General features: G+C 74.1%; 12 protein-coding genes. 6 read left to right on the forward strand and 6 right to left on the reverse strand.

Annotated features, from left to right (window positions below; translation table 11 throughout):
- Positions 1 to 35: 35 nt before the first annotated feature.
- From ACZ6TB_RS09805 to ACZ6TB_RS09830, 6 genes are all read left to right on the forward strand, one after another.
- Entirely contained in the window at positions 36 to 1,241 is a 1,206-nt protein-coding gene (locus tag ACZ6TB_RS09805; RefSeq protein WP_465552595.1) for a sensor histidine kinase, read from the forward strand.
- The gene (locus tag ACZ6TB_RS09810; protein WP_465552597.1) at positions 1,238 to 3,157 is read left to right on the forward strand and encodes an ATP-binding protein; all 1,920 of its coding nucleotides are present in this window, start codon (positions 1,238 to 1,240) and stop codon (positions 3,155 to 3,157) included. The genes ACZ6TB_RS09805 and ACZ6TB_RS09810 overlap by 4 nt, the downstream gene beginning before the upstream one ends.
- Positions 3,158 to 3,239: 82 nt before the next feature.
- Positions 3,240 to 4,949, forward strand: a complete 1,710-nt coding sequence (locus ACZ6TB_RS09815; RefSeq protein WP_465552600.1) for a phosphatidylglycerol lysyltransferase domain-containing protein — start codon at positions 3,240 to 3,242, stop codon at positions 4,947 to 4,949.
- Positions 4,946 to 5,611 carry a hypothetical protein gene (locus tag ACZ6TB_RS09820; RefSeq protein ID WP_465552602.1) on the forward strand — a complete coding sequence of 222 codons (666 nt, stop codon included), beginning with the start codon at positions 4,946 to 4,948 and terminating at the stop codon, positions 5,609 to 5,611. Before ACZ6TB_RS09815 ends, ACZ6TB_RS09820 begins: the two co-directional genes overlap by 4 nt.
- The gene (locus ACZ6TB_RS09825) at positions 5,608 to 6,585 is read left to right on the forward strand and encodes an alpha/beta hydrolase (protein ID WP_465552604.1); all 978 of its coding nucleotides are present in this window, start codon (positions 5,608 to 5,610) and stop codon (positions 6,583 to 6,585) included. The genes ACZ6TB_RS09820 and ACZ6TB_RS09825 overlap by 4 nt, the downstream gene beginning before the upstream one ends.
- Positions 6,586 to 6,662: 77 nt before the next feature.
- Positions 6,663 to 7,325, forward strand: a complete 663-nt coding sequence (locus tag ACZ6TB_RS09830; RefSeq protein WP_465552606.1) for an SGNH/GDSL hydrolase family protein — start codon at positions 6,663 to 6,665, stop codon at positions 7,323 to 7,325.
- Positions 7,326 to 7,331: 6 nt separating this feature from the next.
- On the opposite strand, the gene ACZ6TB_RS09835 is transcribed toward ACZ6TB_RS09830, so the two are convergent.
- Genes ACZ6TB_RS09835 through ACZ6TB_RS09860 form a run of 6 tightly spaced genes read right to left on the reverse strand, consistent with a single transcriptional unit; the run spans position 7,332 to position 16,176 of the window.
- On the reverse strand, positions 7,332 to 9,284 hold the full coding sequence (locus ACZ6TB_RS09835; protein WP_465552608.1) for a hypothetical protein: 1,953 nt from the start codon (positions 9,282 to 9,284) through the stop codon (positions 7,332 to 7,334).
- A 37-nt stretch (positions 9,285 to 9,321) separates the two neighbouring features.
- On the reverse strand, positions 9,322 to 10,185 hold the full coding sequence (locus ACZ6TB_RS09840; protein ID WP_465552610.1) for a hypothetical protein: 864 nt from the start codon (positions 10,183 to 10,185) through the stop codon (positions 9,322 to 9,324).
- The gene (locus tag ACZ6TB_RS09845; protein WP_465552612.1) at positions 10,182 to 12,845 is read right to left on the reverse strand and encodes a molybdopterin-dependent oxidoreductase; all 2,664 of its coding nucleotides are present in this window, start codon (positions 12,843 to 12,845) and stop codon (positions 10,182 to 10,184) included. Before ACZ6TB_RS09845 ends, ACZ6TB_RS09840 begins: the two co-directional genes overlap by 4 nt.
- Positions 12,842 to 13,624, reverse strand: a complete 783-nt coding sequence (locus tag ACZ6TB_RS09850) for an FAD binding domain-containing protein (protein WP_465552614.1) — start codon at positions 13,622 to 13,624, stop codon at positions 12,842 to 12,844. The genes ACZ6TB_RS09845 and ACZ6TB_RS09850 overlap by 4 nt, the downstream gene beginning before the upstream one ends.
- Positions 13,625 to 13,672: 48 nt before the next feature.
- A complete protein-coding gene (locus ACZ6TB_RS09855; RefSeq protein WP_465552616.1) occupies positions 13,673 to 15,142 on the reverse strand; it encodes a hypothetical protein in 1,470 nt (489 codons plus the stop codon).
- A 44-nt stretch (positions 15,143 to 15,186) separates the two neighbouring features.
- Complete coding sequence (locus ACZ6TB_RS09860) at positions 15,187 to 16,176, reverse strand: SGNH/GDSL hydrolase family protein (RefSeq protein WP_465552618.1); 990 nt, start codon at positions 16,174 to 16,176, stop codon at positions 15,187 to 15,189.
- Between the last annotated feature and the right edge of the window lie 32 nt (positions 16,177 to 16,208).

The raw sequence follows: 16,208 nt of genomic DNA on the forward strand, positions 1-16,208 counted from the left end.
TTAGGAGACGGTGGTCACCTGCCGATTTTTCCTAGGTGACCACCCACGAGCGGGAGCGCCTGGCCGCCCTGCACGAGTACCGCCTGCTCGACGCGCCCGCCGGCGACGAGCTCGAGGCGGTCGTCCGGGTGGCCGCGATGGTCGCCGGCGTGCCCACCGCCACCCTCAACCTGATCGACGAGAACCGGCAGTGCCAGCTCACCAGCACCGGGTTCGAGGGCGGCATCTCGGCCCGGAGCGACTCGATGTGCGCCGTGCACTTCGAGAAGGGCGACTTCGTCAACCGGCGGGACGCCCGCCTCGACCCGGTCTTCGCCGCCAACCCGTGGGTCACCGGCGTGCTCGCCGACGTCCGCTTCTACGCGTCGGCGCCGCTGATCACCCCGCAGGGGCACGCGCTCGGCTCGCTCTGCGTCTTCCACGACGAGCCGCACGACCTCAGCGACGAGCAGATCGCCCGGCTCAAGGACTGCGCCCAGGTGATCCTGGCGCTGTTCGAGCGGCGCCGCCAGGCCCGGGTCAACGGCGAGCTCGCCGACGAGCTCGCCGCCACCATCGCCGAGCTGCGGCGCTCCAACACCGAGCTGGAGCAGTTCGCGGGCGTGGTCAGCCATGACCTCGCGGCCCCGCTCACCGTCGTGCGCGGCTACCTCGAGCTGCTCGCCGAGCTGCGCATCGACGACCCCGACGCGGGCAACTGGATCGGCGCGGCGCACCGGGCCGTCGGCCGGATGTCCGGGCTGATCAGCTCGCTGCTCACCTACGCCCAGGCCGGCAACGCGCCGTGCCGGGTCGAGGTGACCCGCCTCGGCGACGTGGCCGAGCTCGCCCTCTCCGACCTGCGCCCGGCGCTGGGCGGCGCCACCGTACGCGTCTCTCCCGCCCTGCCCGAGCTGGACTGCGACCCCACGCTGATGCGCCAGCTGCTCCAGAACCTCATCGGCAACTCGCTGAAGTACCGCAGCCCCGAGCGCGCCTGCCGGATCGACATCGGCGCCGAGCGGATCGGCGCCGACTGGGCCGTCTCGGTCGCCGACAACGGCATCGGCATCCCGGCCGCGCAGCGCGAGCGGGTCTTCGACATGTTCGCCCAGGTCGACCCCGCGGCCCGCACCGGCCACGGCGTCGGCCTGTCCACCTGCCAGCGGATCGTCGACCGGCACGGCGGCCGGATCAGCGCCGAGCCCACCCCCGGCGGCGGCACCACGGTCACCTTCACCCTCCCGGCCGGGCGCCGATGAACCTCAAGCATCGCGTCGCCGGCGGGTTCGCCGTGCTCTGCGCGCTCTTCCTGGCGCTGGTCCTGCTCCAGCTCGTGGTCGGCGACCGGCTCCAGGCCCGGCACGACGCGCGGGCCGGCCGCATCGAGCGCCTCTTCGACGACAACCGCGACGTCCTGCAGGCCATGACCGACGCCGAGACGGGGGTGCGCGGGTTCCAGCTCACCGGCGAGCGGGGCTACCTCGGCACGTACGACAGCGGGAAGCAGGGTGCGTTCAAGGCTCTCGGCCGCCTCGCCGCCGGCCTCGACGACCCGAAGCTGAGCGGTCTGGTCACGGCCGAGCGGCGGGCGGCCGACCAGTGGCTGTACGCGTACGGCATCCCGATCGTCAACGCCGGCGCGGCCGACGCCGACGCCGAGCGCGCCGCCCGCGGCAAGGAGCTGTTCGACGCCGTACGGGCCGGCAACGCCGCCGTGGGGAAGGCGCTCGAGGCCGAGCGGGCCGCCGCCTACGCCGCCGACCGCCGCGACGCCCGGCGCATGCAGCTGCTCTTCGGCCTGCTCGCCCTGATCGTGCTGCTCACCGGCCTCGGCATCGCGCTGCTGCACCAGCGGCACCTGCTCGGCCCGATCGAGCACATCCGCCGCACCCTGCGCCGGCTCGCCGACGGCGACCGCTCGGCCCGGGCCGAGCCGACCGGGCCCCGGGAGATGCGCGCCGTCATCGGCACCCTCAACGACCTGGCCGCCGAGACCGAGCGGCTGATCGACGCCGAGCAGGCGCGGGCCGCCACCAGCGAGGCGCGCCACCGGGTCGCGGCCCGGCTGCGCAGCGGCGAGGACCCCGGGACGATCGGGCGGCAGGTCATCGAGATCGTTGCCGAGGCGTTCGGGGCCGGCGCCGCGTACGGGCTGATCACCGTCGGCCGCCGGGCCGGGATGTCGGTGTGCTGGCCGCCGGACGCCGCCGCACCCGACCCCGAGCTGGTCCGGCAGGTCAAGGCCGGCCGGCCCGGCACCACCCGGGTGATCGGCGACGACCTCGTGGTCGCGCTCTGCGGCGACGAGGACTGCCCGCCCGGCGCCCTGATCGTGCGCCGTCCCGGCGGAGGCGGCTGGACCGGAAACGAGCAGCGCCTGCTCGCCGGCCTGTCCCGGGAGATCGACCACGCCGCCGGCCAGGAGCGCCTGCACCTGCGGCAGGACCGGCTGATCAGCGAGCTGCGGGTGCTCGACGAGCAGAAGGACGTCTTCGTCGCGACCGTCACGCACGAGCTGCGCACGCCCCTGACCAGCATCCTCGGCTACACCGAGCTGCTCACCGCCGACGACCCGGGCGACCTGTCGCCGATCCAGCGGCGCGCCCTCGACGCGATCCTGCGCAACGCGCACCGGCTCGAGGCGACCGTCGGCGACCTGCTGCTGCTCGACGGCGCGACCGGCCGGGCCGGCCCCGAGCCGGCGCCGGTCGACCTCACCGCGACGCTGACCGGCGTGCACGACGAGCTGGCCGGCGCGGCCCGGGCCAAGCACGTGCACAGCGCCGTCGAGGCCGAGCCGGTCTGGGTGCTCGGCGACGGCGCCCAGCTCGAGCGGGCGCTGCGCAAGCTGGTCGACAACGCGATCAAGTTCACCCCGTCCGGCGGTCGCTTCGAGCTGCGGCTGGCCGCCGACGGCGGCGACGCGGTGGTCACCGTCACCGACACCGGCATGGGCATCCCGGCCGACGACCTGCCCGGCCTGTTCACCCCGTTCCACCGGGCCGCGAACGCCATGCACGAGGCCGTGCAGGGCCCCGGCCTGGGGCTGGCGATCGTGCGCAACATCGTCGCCGAGCACGGCGGAACCGTCTCCGCCCGCTCCGAGCTGGGCGAGGGTTCGACGTTCACGCTGATCTTGCCGGCGCTGAGTCTGGTCGCCGAGTCTGGTCGCTGAGTCTGGTCGCTGAGCCTGGTCGCTGAGAAAACCCACAGCCAGGCCGCAGCCGCCACTCAGCGGGCGCATAGAAGATGGCCGCATGATGCCACCCCGGCTGGAGCGACCCCCGCTCTCCCGGCGCACGATCGCCCGCCTCGTCCAGCTCGCGGGAGTGTTCGACGTCGTCACCGCCATCGCGCCGCCGCGACACGGCCGCATGCTCACGGCCATGGAGTTCGTCCCGGCCGCGGGCGCGCTGTCCGCCCGCGCCGGCACCGTCGTGATCGGCATGCTGCTGGTCTACCTGGGCGCCGGCCTGCGCCGCGGCAAGCGCCGCGCCTGGCAGGTCGCGACCGGCCTGGCCGCCGCCTCGGTGCTGCTGCACCTGGTCAAGGCCCTCGACTTCGAGGCCGCCGGGGTCAGCGGCGTACTGCTTATCATGCTGCTCGCCACCCACGACCGGTTCACCACGATCGCCGACCCGGCCAACCGCTGGCGGGCGATCACCGCGCTGACCGGCTTCGCCACGGCCGGCTTCGTGCTCGGCTTCATCGAGGTCGGCATCCGGGCCGACCATCTCGTCGGCACGCCGGGCGTCGCCGACTGGGCCCGGGAATCGGCGCTCGGCCTGATCGGCATCGACGGCCCGGTCGAGTTCGAGCGCCGGTTCGCGGCCGACCTGGTGGCCTACACGACGGGCGCGTGCGGCCTGCTCGCGGTCGGGGCGGCGTTGTTCCTGCTGCTGCGGCCCGGCTCGCGCCGGCCGGTCCGGGAGAGCGAGGGCGAGGAGCGTCTGCGCGAGCTTCTCCGGCGGTACGGGAGCGCCGACTCGCTCGGCTATTTCGCGCTGCGCGCCGACAAGTCGCTGATCTGGGCGCCCAACAACGCGTCGGTGGTGGCCTACCGGGTGGTCAACGGCGTGAGCCTGGCCGCCGGCGACCCGATCGGCCCCGAGTCGGCCTGGCCCGAGGCGATCGGCGCCTGGCTGCGCGACGCCGACCGGCACGGCTGGACGCCGGCGGTGCTGGGCTGTGGCAATGCCGCCGGAAAGGCGTACCGGAAAGCGGGTCTTGATGTTGTCGAGCTGGGCGACGAGGCGATCGTGGAGACCGGCGCGTTCTCGCTCGGCGGCCGGCCGATGCGCGGCGTGCGGCAGGCGGTCAACCGCATGCGGCGGGCCGGCTACACGTGCCGGGTGGTGCGGCAGCGCGACCTGAGCGCCACCGAGCTGGCCGGCGCGATCCGGGCCGCCGACCTGTTCCGCGACGGGCCGGTCGAGCGCGGCTTCTCGATGGCCCTGTCCCGATTCGGCGACCCGCGCGACGCCGACTGCCTGCTGGTGCTCTGCCACGACGTCGAGGGCCGGCTGCGCGGGCTGCTGCAGTTCGTGCCGTGGGGCGCCGACGGGCTCTCGCTCGACCTCATGCGCGGCGACCGCACGGCCGACAACGGCCTCACCGAGCTGATGGTCACGGCCGTCCTGGAGCAGGCTTCCTCCTTGGGCGTACGGCGGGTGTCGCTCAATTTCGCGGTCCTGCGCTCGGTCTTCGCCCGGGCCGAGGAGCTCGGCGCCGGTCCGGTCCTGCGCCTGTGGCACCGGCTGCTGCGGGCCGCGTCCCGGCTCTGGCAGATCGAGTCGCTCTACCGGTCCAACGCGAAGTACCTCCCGACCTGGACCCCGCGTTACCTGTGCTTCCCGGCCGCCCGCGACCTGCCGCGCATCGCGGTCGCGGCGATGACCGCCGAGGCGTTCCTGCCGACGCCGCAACTGCCGCGGTTGCGCCTGCCCCGCGCCGAGGTGCCGGCGTGAGCCTCACCGGCCGGCCGCTCCTCGCCCTCGCGGGCGCCGTCGTCGTCGCGGTCGCCGCCGCCACGGTCTGGCTGTGGCCGCGCGGCGCCCGGCTGCGCCCGGTCACCCGCACGCTGAGCGTGCTGCTGCTGGAGGCGCTGACCGTCCTCGCCGTCGGCCTGGTGGTCAACCGGCAGGAGGAGTTCTACCCGTCGTGGCAGGCGCTGCGCGGCGACACCGGCACGGTCGCGACCACCACGGCCGTGCATGCCGGCCTGCTCGACGACCACCTCCCGCCGGGCCCGTTCGCGTGGCGCCCGCACGATCTCGGCGCGTGGCGCCTGGCCGCGCCGCCGACCGTGACGCTCCCGGCCGGCTACGCGGCACGGCCCACCGTGACCTTCCCGGTCGTGCTCGCGCTCGGCGTGCCCCCGCCGCACGTCGCCGACGCGGTGCTCGTCCGCGTGACGCCGACGCCGGGCACGACCGCGGCCGCCCTGCTCGGCCTCCCGTCCGCGCTCCGCCACGACCTGCGGGTCGCCGCCACCGGGTGGGACGTGGTGGGCGGCGGCCCGCTCGGCGCCGCGTTCGTGGCCGCCGCGCCGCCCGGGCTCGCCACCCGCGACCGGTCACCGGCCGACCTGCCGCCCGCCCTGGCCGCGCCCCTGAGGCTGCCGTCGTGAGCCCCGACGGCGTCCTGCCGCTCGCGCTGGCCCTGACCGGCGTGCTCGCGACCGCCGTGCTGCTGGCCCTGGGGTGGAACAGGCTGCGCGCGCCCGGCCGCTCCGGGCTCGTCCTGCTGGCCGTGCTGAGCGTCGTCGCCACGGCCGCCCTCCAGGTCAACCGGCTGACGGAGACATACCCGTCGGCGGCCGAGGCCGCGCCGCCGGCCAGCACCACCGGCAGCCGCATGCTCACCGTCCACGTCGCCGGCAAGGCCAGCAAGCTCACCCTGACGATGTTCGTCTACCTGCCCGCCGCCTACCGCACCGGCGACGACCGCTTCCCGGTGATCGAGGCGCTGCACGGCTATCCCGGCTCGCCGATCACCTGGCTGCGCCGGCTGCACGTGCAGTCCACCCTGGACGACGAGATCGCCGCCGGCCGGATGGCGCCGACCGTGGTGCTCTTCCCGTACCAGACGACCTGGCACCTGCTCGACACCGAGTGCACCAACCTCAAGGGCAGCGTGCAGTCCGAGACGTTCCTGACCGTGGACGTGCCCGCTTACGCCCGCGCGCACTGGCGGGTCCGCACCGACCGGGCGGCCTGGGGCCTGACCGGCTACTCGGCCGGCGCGTTCTGCGCGACGAACCTGCTGCTCCGCCACTCGGCGCAATATGCGGCGGCGGCCAGCCTCGCCGGCTATGCGGCCCCCGGCATCAAGGTCGGCGACGGCTCGGAGAACACGACGAACAACCCGGCCTGGCGCCTGCGCCACCTGCCGCAGCCGGCCGCCGCGCTGTGGCTGGGCTGGGCCGCCGACGACCGCGAGTCCTCGCGCGACCAGCGCCACCTCGCCGCGCTCTGCCACCGGCCGCTGTCGCTGACCACGGCGACGGTCGCCCACGGCGGCCACAGCGACGCGGTCTGGCTGCGCATGGAGCCCCCGTCGTTCGACTGGCTCTCCGCCCACCTGGCCCGGCCGGTCACGTGAGGCGCGCGTTCCCGCTCGTGCCTTCCCGCCCACCTGGCCCGCGCCGGCTCCTGCGGCGCGCCTTCCCCTTGCTCGCGGTGCTGCTGCTGGCCGCCTGCGCCCTCGAGGCGCCCACGTCGGCGCCGGTCGTCCTGCGCACGGTGGTCACCCTCGGCGATTCGGTCCCGGCCGGCACGGCGTGCGGCTGCGATCCCTTCCCCGAGCTGTACGCGCGGGAGCAGCACGCCACCGACGTCAACCTCGCCGAGCCCGGCTCCACCGCCGCCGACGTGCGCGCGGCCCTGCCCGCCGAGCGCGACGTCCTCGCCGGCGCGGCCGAGGTCGTCATCATGACCGGCGCCAACGACATCGGCGCCGTCTTCTCGTCACCGTCGCGGTACCCCGCGGTCGCCGCCGGCGTCCGGTCCGACGTGGCCGCCACGGTGGCCGCCATCCAAAGGGTCCGCCCGATCCCGGTCGTCGTCCTCGGCTACTGGAACGTCGTCGAGGACGGCGACGTCGGCAAGGCCGCCTACGGCCCCGACGGCGTCCGCGACGCCGCCACCGCCACCGCCCTGGTCAACAAGGCCCTGCAGCAGGCGGCCACCACCCCCGGCGCCGCCTACATCTCCACCGCCGAGGCCTTCCACGGCGACGACGGCGCCCAGGACCCGACGGACCTGCTGGCTCCCGACGGCGACCACCCGAACGCCGCCGGCCACGCCGCGATCGCCGCCCTGCTGCCGCCGTTGACGGGTTGACCGTCATCACCAGTCCCCGGGCCCGCCGATCCACGGGCCGTCCGCGGGATCGACCGACGGCGATTCGGGCCGTTCGGCTGCCGGGGGCGGCACTCGCCGGTCAAGCGGTGTATCCATCGGTGGTGTGGGAAGGCGGAAGTCGAAGTCGTCGGGCCTCGGTAGCCGTGTTGCCACGAGCGACGGTGGCGGTGGCGGGCCCGCTTGCGCGGGCGGATAGGGAACCGAACCCCGCTCGGCCGCCGGCACCGGACCGGCTGTCGGCGTAGGCATGAAGTGGTGGGGCGGCCGCGGAGCGGGCTGCTCCGGGGCCGCCGGTGCGAGGTCGGCGTCCGGCGTCGCCACCCACGGAGTGGCCGGATGCGGTCTCGGCGGTTCGGCAGCCGCCGGCGACGGCACGGACGCGGAGCCGGGGTTGTCCGGCGGTGCCGGCCGGGAATGCGGGAGATCTTCCGGCGCATACGGGTGAGGGGCGGCCGGGCTCGAAGGCCCCGGATCGAACCGGTCCCACCACGATTCCTCGGGCTGGTCGTCGTCCGGCACGTCGACGACCCGAGCTCGGCGGACGGCGCTCCGGAGCGGCTCGGGCGCGCGATCCTCCGGAAAGGACTTGAATCGCTCCGCGAGCCGGCGCACCGAGGGAGCGCTGCGCCGGACTTCACGCCGCCGGCGGATCAAGGCCTGGACAAGCGGATGAACGATCACGATCTGCTCGTCGCCGTCGCCGATCAACTCGACCATCCCGAAGTCGGCCAGTCGTTCCAGGACTCTCCACAGCTGAAAGGCGCGCCCGAAGAGATTCGACTCCCGTAGCGCCTGATCCTCGATCATGACGCGGGGTATCGGCTCCGGACTGACGCACGCGATCACACCGAGAAGCAGACCGGCCTTCGGATGTTCGGCCTCGATCCGGTCCAGCGACCGCTCCCAGGCCGCGACGACCGGCCACAGATGACCTGACCTCGCGGTCAGCCGCTCCCACCAGGACGGCGACCCGATCGCCTCGCGATACCCGGCGAAGGTCGACGGTTCCACGCGATCCTTCGCCGCCACCGCGAGATATTGGCCCGCGAAGAACAGTGCCATCGCGTTTCCGCCGAGTCGTTCGCTCAATCGCCCGGCGTCAAGCAGGGAGCCTGCGTCTCGCGCATTGTCCACCAGCATCCGACCGCCCGCCGCGGGGGCCAGACCCCGCAGACGGCGGAACCGCACCTCCGCCGGCGAGAAATGCACCGATCGGCCGTCGATGGTCGTGATGATGACGGTGCATCCGGGCGGCGGGACCTGAAGCCGGCCGTGCAGCGACTTGAGCTCGGCCTGGGTACCGAGCAGTTGAACATCGTCGAGCCCATCGATGATCAGCAGCCACGACTGCCGTTCCGCCATCCGCCTCAGTCGATCCCACAGTGCGTCGACGTCAAGCGGACCGGACCCGTTCTCCTCGCCGGTCAGCCGGGCGACGCGGGCGCCGAGCTGCTCGAGACCGCCGTGCAGCGTCGTGGCCTGCGACCCGTCGACCCAGAAGACCGCGATGCCGTTGTTCTCGGCGCGCATGCCGACGCGGCTCGCCAGGGCGGTGGTACCGGTGCCGGTGAGGCCATGGATGACGTGGATGCGTTTGCCCTCGTTGCTGTGCAAGGCGTGCACGAGCTCGTCGAACGGGCGTCCGCGACCGAACAGGGATCCCTCGAATCGCCGCAACGCGGTGCTGAGCGTATTCGGGGACAGGCGCCGAACGGGAGGTTCCCCGGCCTCGATGAGGACCGCCTGGAGCGTGAGCACGACGATCAGGATCAGCATGGCGGTGAAGAGCCACCAGTCCCAGGTTCCCGTGAGCAGGTTGGTGACGACGCCGAGAAGCGCGCCGGCCACCGGCCCGGCGACGACGATGAGGGTTCGGTAGCGTACCGTCCACGGCCGCACCGCGAGGCGCCACCACTTCTTGACGGACCGCACCCGCATGTGTGCAGTGTGCTACAAGGATGCCCGGCAGCCCACCTCAGGTAGCGCGGTGGTGCTTCTTCACGTACGTGTAGCCGGGCTCGAGCGGGTCGGCGTCGATCTCGTCCTCCTCGACCGCCTGCTGGTGCAGGGTCAGCTGCCGCTCGGAGGCGTGCGCGCCCGGGGGCAGCCGGCGGACGAAGCCGTTGACCAGGTGATCGGCCCGGTCGGGGTCGTTCTCGTCCTCGCCGGGGTACATGCCCTCCTCGACCAGGGGGGCGTAGAACAGCATCTCGGCCGGCTTCTGGCCCTCGACCGCGGGGAAGGTCGCGTAGCCGGTGGCGTCGAGGCTGCCGGGGACCCGGGTCAGGAATCCCTCCCGGATGAGCTGGTCGACGGCGTTGTCGAGGAGGAACTTGCCCTTCGCGCCGCGGCCCAGGCCGGCCAGCGCGGGCACGGCGTCGGCCGGCAGCACGGCGCTGCCGTCCTCCAGGACGCGGCCGCGGCGGCGGACGGCGTGCAGGACCCGGCCGCGGTTGGACCGGCCGGCCTCGAACGAGCGGGTCACGACCTTCGGGTCGTACTCGTGGTAGTAGTCGAGGCCGTCGACGCGGATCGGCTCCTCGAGGGCGGCCGTGCGGATGACGATCTCGTCCTTGGCCGGCTGCCACGAGACCGTGACCAGCGTGCCGGGGCGCAGGTCGCCGGGCCACTCGACGCCGGTTAGCTGCCATTCGACGTCCTCGACGAGGGCCGAGCCGAAGACCGCGCGGGCCGCGGTGAGGCCGTAGGTGCGGTGCTCGAGCGTGACCGCGACCTCGGCCCGGGAGCGCAGCGAGGCCACGCACTCCTCGGGCACCGCGCACACGCCGCCGTCGAGGTCGGCCCGCCAGAGCGCGAACCGGCGGCTCACCGTTCTCATGTGCCGAAAATACCGGCCCGCTGCAGTTCTTCCCAGATGCGGTCCCGGGTGAACGGCAGCGCCGTGAAGCGCACCCCGGTCGCGTCGCGCAGCGCGTTGGCCAGCGCCGGCGCCACCGGGTTGAAGGGGCTCTCGCTCATCGACTTCGCGCCGAGCGGGCCGATCGCGTCGTCGGTGTCGGCGAACAGGACCTCCGTACGCGGCGTGTCCGCGAACGTCGGCAGGTGGTACTGCCGGAACCCGGTCGTCGTCACCTCGCCGTTCGGGCCGATGTCGACGTGCTCGGCCAGCGTCGCGCCGAGCGCCTGGGCCACGCCGCCCTCGACCTGGCCGCGGCACTGCAGCGGGTTCATCACCGTGCCGGCGTCGGCGCTGTGCACGCTCCGCAGGATGCGCAGCTCGCCGGTCGCGGGATCGACCGCCACCCGGAACCACTGCGCGTTGAACGCCACCGACCGCGGCGACCCGTCGAAATGCCCCGACGCCGTCAGCCGGTGCCGGGCCGCGAGCTCCACCAGCGACGACGGCCAGTCCCCGCCGGCCGCGGCCACGATCTTGTCCCGCAGCCCGGTGGCGGCGTCGAGCACGGCCCGCCCGGCCACGACCACCCCGGTCGAGGCGAACGCCCCGGTGTCGTGCCGCACCACGTCGGTGTCGGACTGCCGCACCCGGATGCGGTCGGGCGTGGTGCGCAGCGCGTCGGCGGCGATCTGGGCGTGCACGGTCGTGCTGCCGTTGCCGAACTCGGCCGTCCCGACCGCGATCTCGAAGCTTCCGTCCGCCAGCAGGGTGGCCGTCGCGTCGGCGTAGTGCCCGCCGGGCGGCCCCGCCGCGATCATCGCGATCGCCATGCCGTCCCCGACCAGCCACCCTTCGGGAATGACCGACAAATAGGAAATGTCGGGCGGGGAGGGGGTGGGGGCGGGCGAGGAGGCGACGGGCGGGGGAGTGGCGGCGGCCGCGCGGATGTGCCCCAGGCACTGGTCCAGGCCGTAAGAAGCGATCGACAGGTCGTCGACGTGGTCGCCGGGCGCGAGGAGCGGCTCGCCGGCCCGCACGACGTTGCGCAACCGCATGTCGACGGGGTCGATGGCCAGCTGCCGGGCCAGCTCGTCCAGCACCGACTCGACCGCGAACGTCACCTGCCCGAGCCCGTAACCCCGGAAGGCCCCGGCCGGCACCGTGTTCGTGTAGACCGAGAACGCGTCCGTCTTCTTGTTCGCGCACCGGTAGACGGCCAGCGACTCGTGGCAACCGTGATACATCACCGAAGGGCCATGGTTCCCGTACGCGCCGGTGTCCGCGACCACCTCGAGTTGCAGCGCCGTGAGTGTCCCGTCCCGCCGCGCCCCGGCCTTCATGGTCACCGTGAACGGATGCCGGGTCGTCGCCGAGGTGAACTGCTCGGCCCGGGTGTACTCCAGCTTGACCGGCCGTCCCAGCCGCAGCACCGCGAGCGCCACCAGGTCCTCGACCAGCATCTCCTGCTTGCCGCCGAAGCCACCGCCGACCCGCCCGGTGAAGACGCGCACCTTCTCCGGCGGCAGGTCGTAGAGGGCGGCGAGCGCGCGCCGGGTCAGGAACGGCGTCTGCGAGCTGGTGCGGATCACGAGCCGGCCGTCGTCGTCGAGCCAGCCGACCGCGCCGTGCGTCTCCAGGCTCGCGTGCTGCACCCGGGTCGTCGAGAACGTCTCCTGGTAGACCGCGTCGGCGGCCGCGAAGCCCGCCTCCACGTCCCCGAGCTCGCCGTGCAGCTCGCCGACGACGTTGCCCGGGCGGTGCACGCGCGGCGCGCCCGGCTCCATGGCCGCGGCCGGGTCGAGCACGGCGGGGAGCACCTCGTACTCGACCGTGAGCGCGCGGCATCCGGCCTCGGCCGCCGCCTCCGAGGTCGCGACCACGGCGGCCACCCGCTGCCCGGTGTAGCGGACGACGTCGTCGAGCACGCGGGTGTCGGCCGGGTCCTCGGCCGCCTTCTCGTGCATGGCGGTGGAGAAGAGGGCGGCCGGGGCGTCGGCGTGGGTGAGAACGGCCTCGACGCCGGGGAGCGACAGCGCCGCCTCGACGGAGATCGCCACGATCCGGGCGTGCGGGTGCGGCGAGCGCAGCACCTTCATGTGCAGGACGCCGGGCACGTCGACGTCGAACGTGTACCGGGCCCGGCCGGTGACGACGTCGGGGCCGGCCGGGGCGCCCAGGTTCGCGCCGACCGCCTCGCCGGGCGGCGGCGCGGCGGTGTTGACCACGCCGGCCAGCGCGTCGGCGACGGCGCGGTATCCCGTACATCGGCAGAGGTTGCCCTTGAACGTGCGGGGGAGATCGTCGCGCTGGTCCGCCCGGAGCGCGGCCGTCGTCATGATCAGACCGGCCGTGCAGAAGCCGCACTGGAACGCCTGGGCGTCGAGGAACGCCTGCTGGGCGGGGTGCAGCCGGTCCGGCCCGGCGAGACCCTCGATGGTGGTGACGCTGCGGTCGGCGGCGCGGAAGGCGGGATAGACGCAGGAATGCACGGGTACGCCGTCGACGTGCACCGTGCAGGCGCCGCAGTCCCCGGTGTCGCAGCCCTTCTTGACGCCGAAGCAGCCCTCCTCGCGCAGATAGGTGCGCAGGCACTGACCCGGGCGGGGCGCCCGGGCGTGGGGCGAGCCGTTGATCCTCATCCGGCCAACTCCCGCCGGACCTCCTCGGCGTAGAGCCTGGTCATGTGCCGGCGCCACGAGGGCAGCCCGTGCACGTCCTGCACGTAGGCGTCATCCGGGACGCGCTCGCTCAGGGCGATCTGGACGACCTCGGGCGACGGCATGTCCCGGAACTCCAGGACGTAGGGCCGCTTGGTGGCCGCGGTGATCGTGATGTGCAGGCCCTCGCCGTCGCGGCGGCCGATGACCAGGACGCCGGACCGGCCGTGCGCGTGCAGGGACGCCTGCCGGTAGGCCGTCGGCGACAAAAGCGACAAACCCGGCAGGTGTACGGATCGGAGCAGCTCCCCGTCGCGCAGGCAGGTCGTGCCCTCGCCGGTCACGAACTCGCTCACCGGCACCTCCCGGCGCCCGTTCTCCGGCCCCAGGATGAGGCAGCTCCCGCCCAGCGCCGCCCCCAGCGCGATCATCGGCCCGGCCGGCAGCGCCGCGCACAGGTTCCCGCCCACGGTGGCCACGTTCCAGATCTTGAACGAGGCCAGGAACGCGTGGCAGCACTTCTCGACGATGTCGTAACCGCTGGCCGCGAGCTCGGCGATGGTGCAGGTGGCGGCGACCTCCATGCCGTCCTCGCGCATGGTGAGCGCCGGCCATCCGGCCGCGGCGAGGTCGAGAAGCCGGGCCACGTGCGGCCGCGGCTCGGCGAACAGCACCGTCCCGCCGCCCAGCCACGCGTCGCCGGGCCGCCACTGCCCGGCCGCGGCGGGGCTGATCACTTCGGCGACGGTGTTCAGATCCACGTTCGTACGCTACGCGTGTTCTGTTTCAGATCTCCGCCGAGCTGCGGATCACCCCAGGATGAGCACGGTGAGCACGACCGACACCAGCCACGCCGCGTAGAGGGTCAACGGCCGGCGCGGCATCTCGATGGACGGGGGCGGGGGCAGCGGGCTGAGCTCGAACGACTGGCTGCGGGCATCGCGCAGGGCGGCCACCAGCTGGTCGGCGCTTCGCTGGCTGTCGGCGGACGGCCACGGCGGCGGGACCGGCACGGTCAGCACCGACTCGCCGGCGGTGAGCAGCACGGTTCCGGCGTCGTCGTGGACCACGGCGCTGTCGGTCGCCCACGGCTGGCGGTCGGGGCCGCGGAAGCCGATCGCCGCCACGCCGCCCGCGTGCCAGCGCAGGCGGGGACGCAGCTGGGTGCGCCAGCCGAACTCGAAGCCGGCCGCCGCCGCGACCGCGGCCACCGCGCCGAGCCCGGCCGGGGCGACGCCGGCCAGGCGGGCCAGCTCGCCGGCCGCCAGCGCGCCGCCGAAGCCGATCGCCGCCGTCGCCGCCCACGCCCGCTGCGGGGCGATGCGGTGCTCGCGGCACTCGAACGCGTCCGCCCGGCGGTCCGAGGGCAGCAGCGCGGCCGGGTCGACCAGCTGCTCCTCGTCGTCCTCGATCTCCCGGGGCAGGCCCTGCACCACGTCGTAGGCCACCTCGATCACGTCGCCGACGGGACCGACCGGCACGTGCAGCCGGCCCTCGACCTCGACCGTGCACCAGGCGCCGGGGCGCGGCTCGCCGTAGAGGGTGCCGGGCCGGGTCCGCGGCTCGTCCTCGTCGGGCAGGCCGGGCTCGGCCACGTCGAACGCGAACTCCTTGGCGATCAGCCCGCCCGGGTGCGGCATCAGGACGTGGACGTAGCCGGTCTGCTCGACGACCCGCACCGCGTGCATCGGCTGGGCGGTGCCGAACAGCTTGCGCAGCTCGGCGCGGTGCGCGACGGCGCGGGCCAGCAGGGCGCAGCCGAGGCCGAAGCCGCCGATCACCGCGGTCAGCCAGGCCGGGCCGGCGTAACGGGCGAGCACCGCGACCAGGCCGGCCATCGCCAGGACGAGCAGCGCGAACCCGCCCACCTCGGCGGGCAGGGCCACGTGCGGGAGACCGGGGTCGCCGCGGCGCCCGGACGATCGGGGTCGAGTGGTGGCCGTCGGGGCAGGCGGCTGGCGGCGGGGGACCGGGGCGGTGACGGGGGAGCGGTCGCGGCGGGTCAGCGCGACGGCGACCAGCGCGTACGCCCAGCCGACCAGGGCCGCGGCGGCGTTATGGGCGAGCGACGTCCAGACCACGGCGGCGAGCAGGCCCGCCCAGGCCGCGGCGCCGCGGTGCGCGTACGCCATCAGAGCCGGCGCGAGCAGCACCCCGGCGCCGACCCAGGGCGCGACCGGCGACGGGTCGCCGGGGCCGCCGAGCAGGCCGAAGAGCAGCAGGAACGCGACCACCCCGGCGACCGGAACCAGCCCCTCGACACGCACCAGCCGACCCATGCCTCCATCGTCGGCGACGATCTCGGCGCGGGGTGGCGGAATCGTCAGCCTGCGGTGATCCAGCGCGTCGTCACCCGTACGCGCGTCACGGTCTTGCCCTTGATCTTGACCCGATAGAGCCGCTTGGACTGCACCGGGAGCCGCCACGCCGTCGCGGTCACGCGGACCCAGGTGTGGCAGCCCTGGACCGCCGAGCCCAGGGTCGAGCGCTGGATGCAGCGCGTGCCGTACCGCGCGGCGTACGGGTTCTCCGACGCCGGCCAGACCCGGTCCTCACCCAGCACCGGGCGCAGCGCGCGGTACCAGTTCCAGGCCATCTTGCGGTAGCCGTAGTCGTTGGGGTGCTCGCGGTTCCACATGTCGATGCCGTGCACGCCGCTCTGGTCGACGAGGTGGAAGTTCGGGCCCTTCTCGTCGACGATCTCGCCGATCGACGCGTTGTAGGCCGCCGTGCGCTGCTGCTGGGTCGCCGTGTCGAGGTAGTCGGCGAGCCCGACGATCTTGGCGACGAAGACCTGGACGCCGGGCCGATCGGCGGCGATCCGGTCGAGCAGCGCGTCGAGCTGGAGCGGCGCGTCGCCGACCCCGCGCACCATGTCGTTGGTGCCGATGTGCAGCAGCACCACGTCCGGCTCGTAGGTGGCCATCCAGTCGTCCACGTGCTCGGCGATCTGCGCGATCGTCCAGCCCTTGTGGCCCTCGTTGTCGGGGTCGGGGGACTGGCCCGAGCGCATCGAGCCGACGAAGTCGACGGGGATGCCGGCGTCGGCCAGCCGCCAGTAGAGGTCGGTGCGGTACGAGTTGCCGGCCGCCGAGCCGACGCCCCAGGTGATCGAGTCGCCGAGTGGCATGATCCGGACGGGCCGGAACTCCTCGGCGACCGGTCGCGCCTCGGCCGGTCCCGCTGCGGCCGGTCCCGCTTCGGCCGGTCCCGCTTCGGCCGGCGTCCCGGCGCCCGCCAGGCTCAGCAGGACGGCGGGCGTCGCCACGGCCATCGCCAGGCGCCGGAGGAACGTGCGCGAAGTGTTGTTCATGACCTCTGCCTTGTGCGGTCGTAACGGGCGTC

Source organism: Actinoplanes sp. NPDC051537, assembly GCF_055586105.1.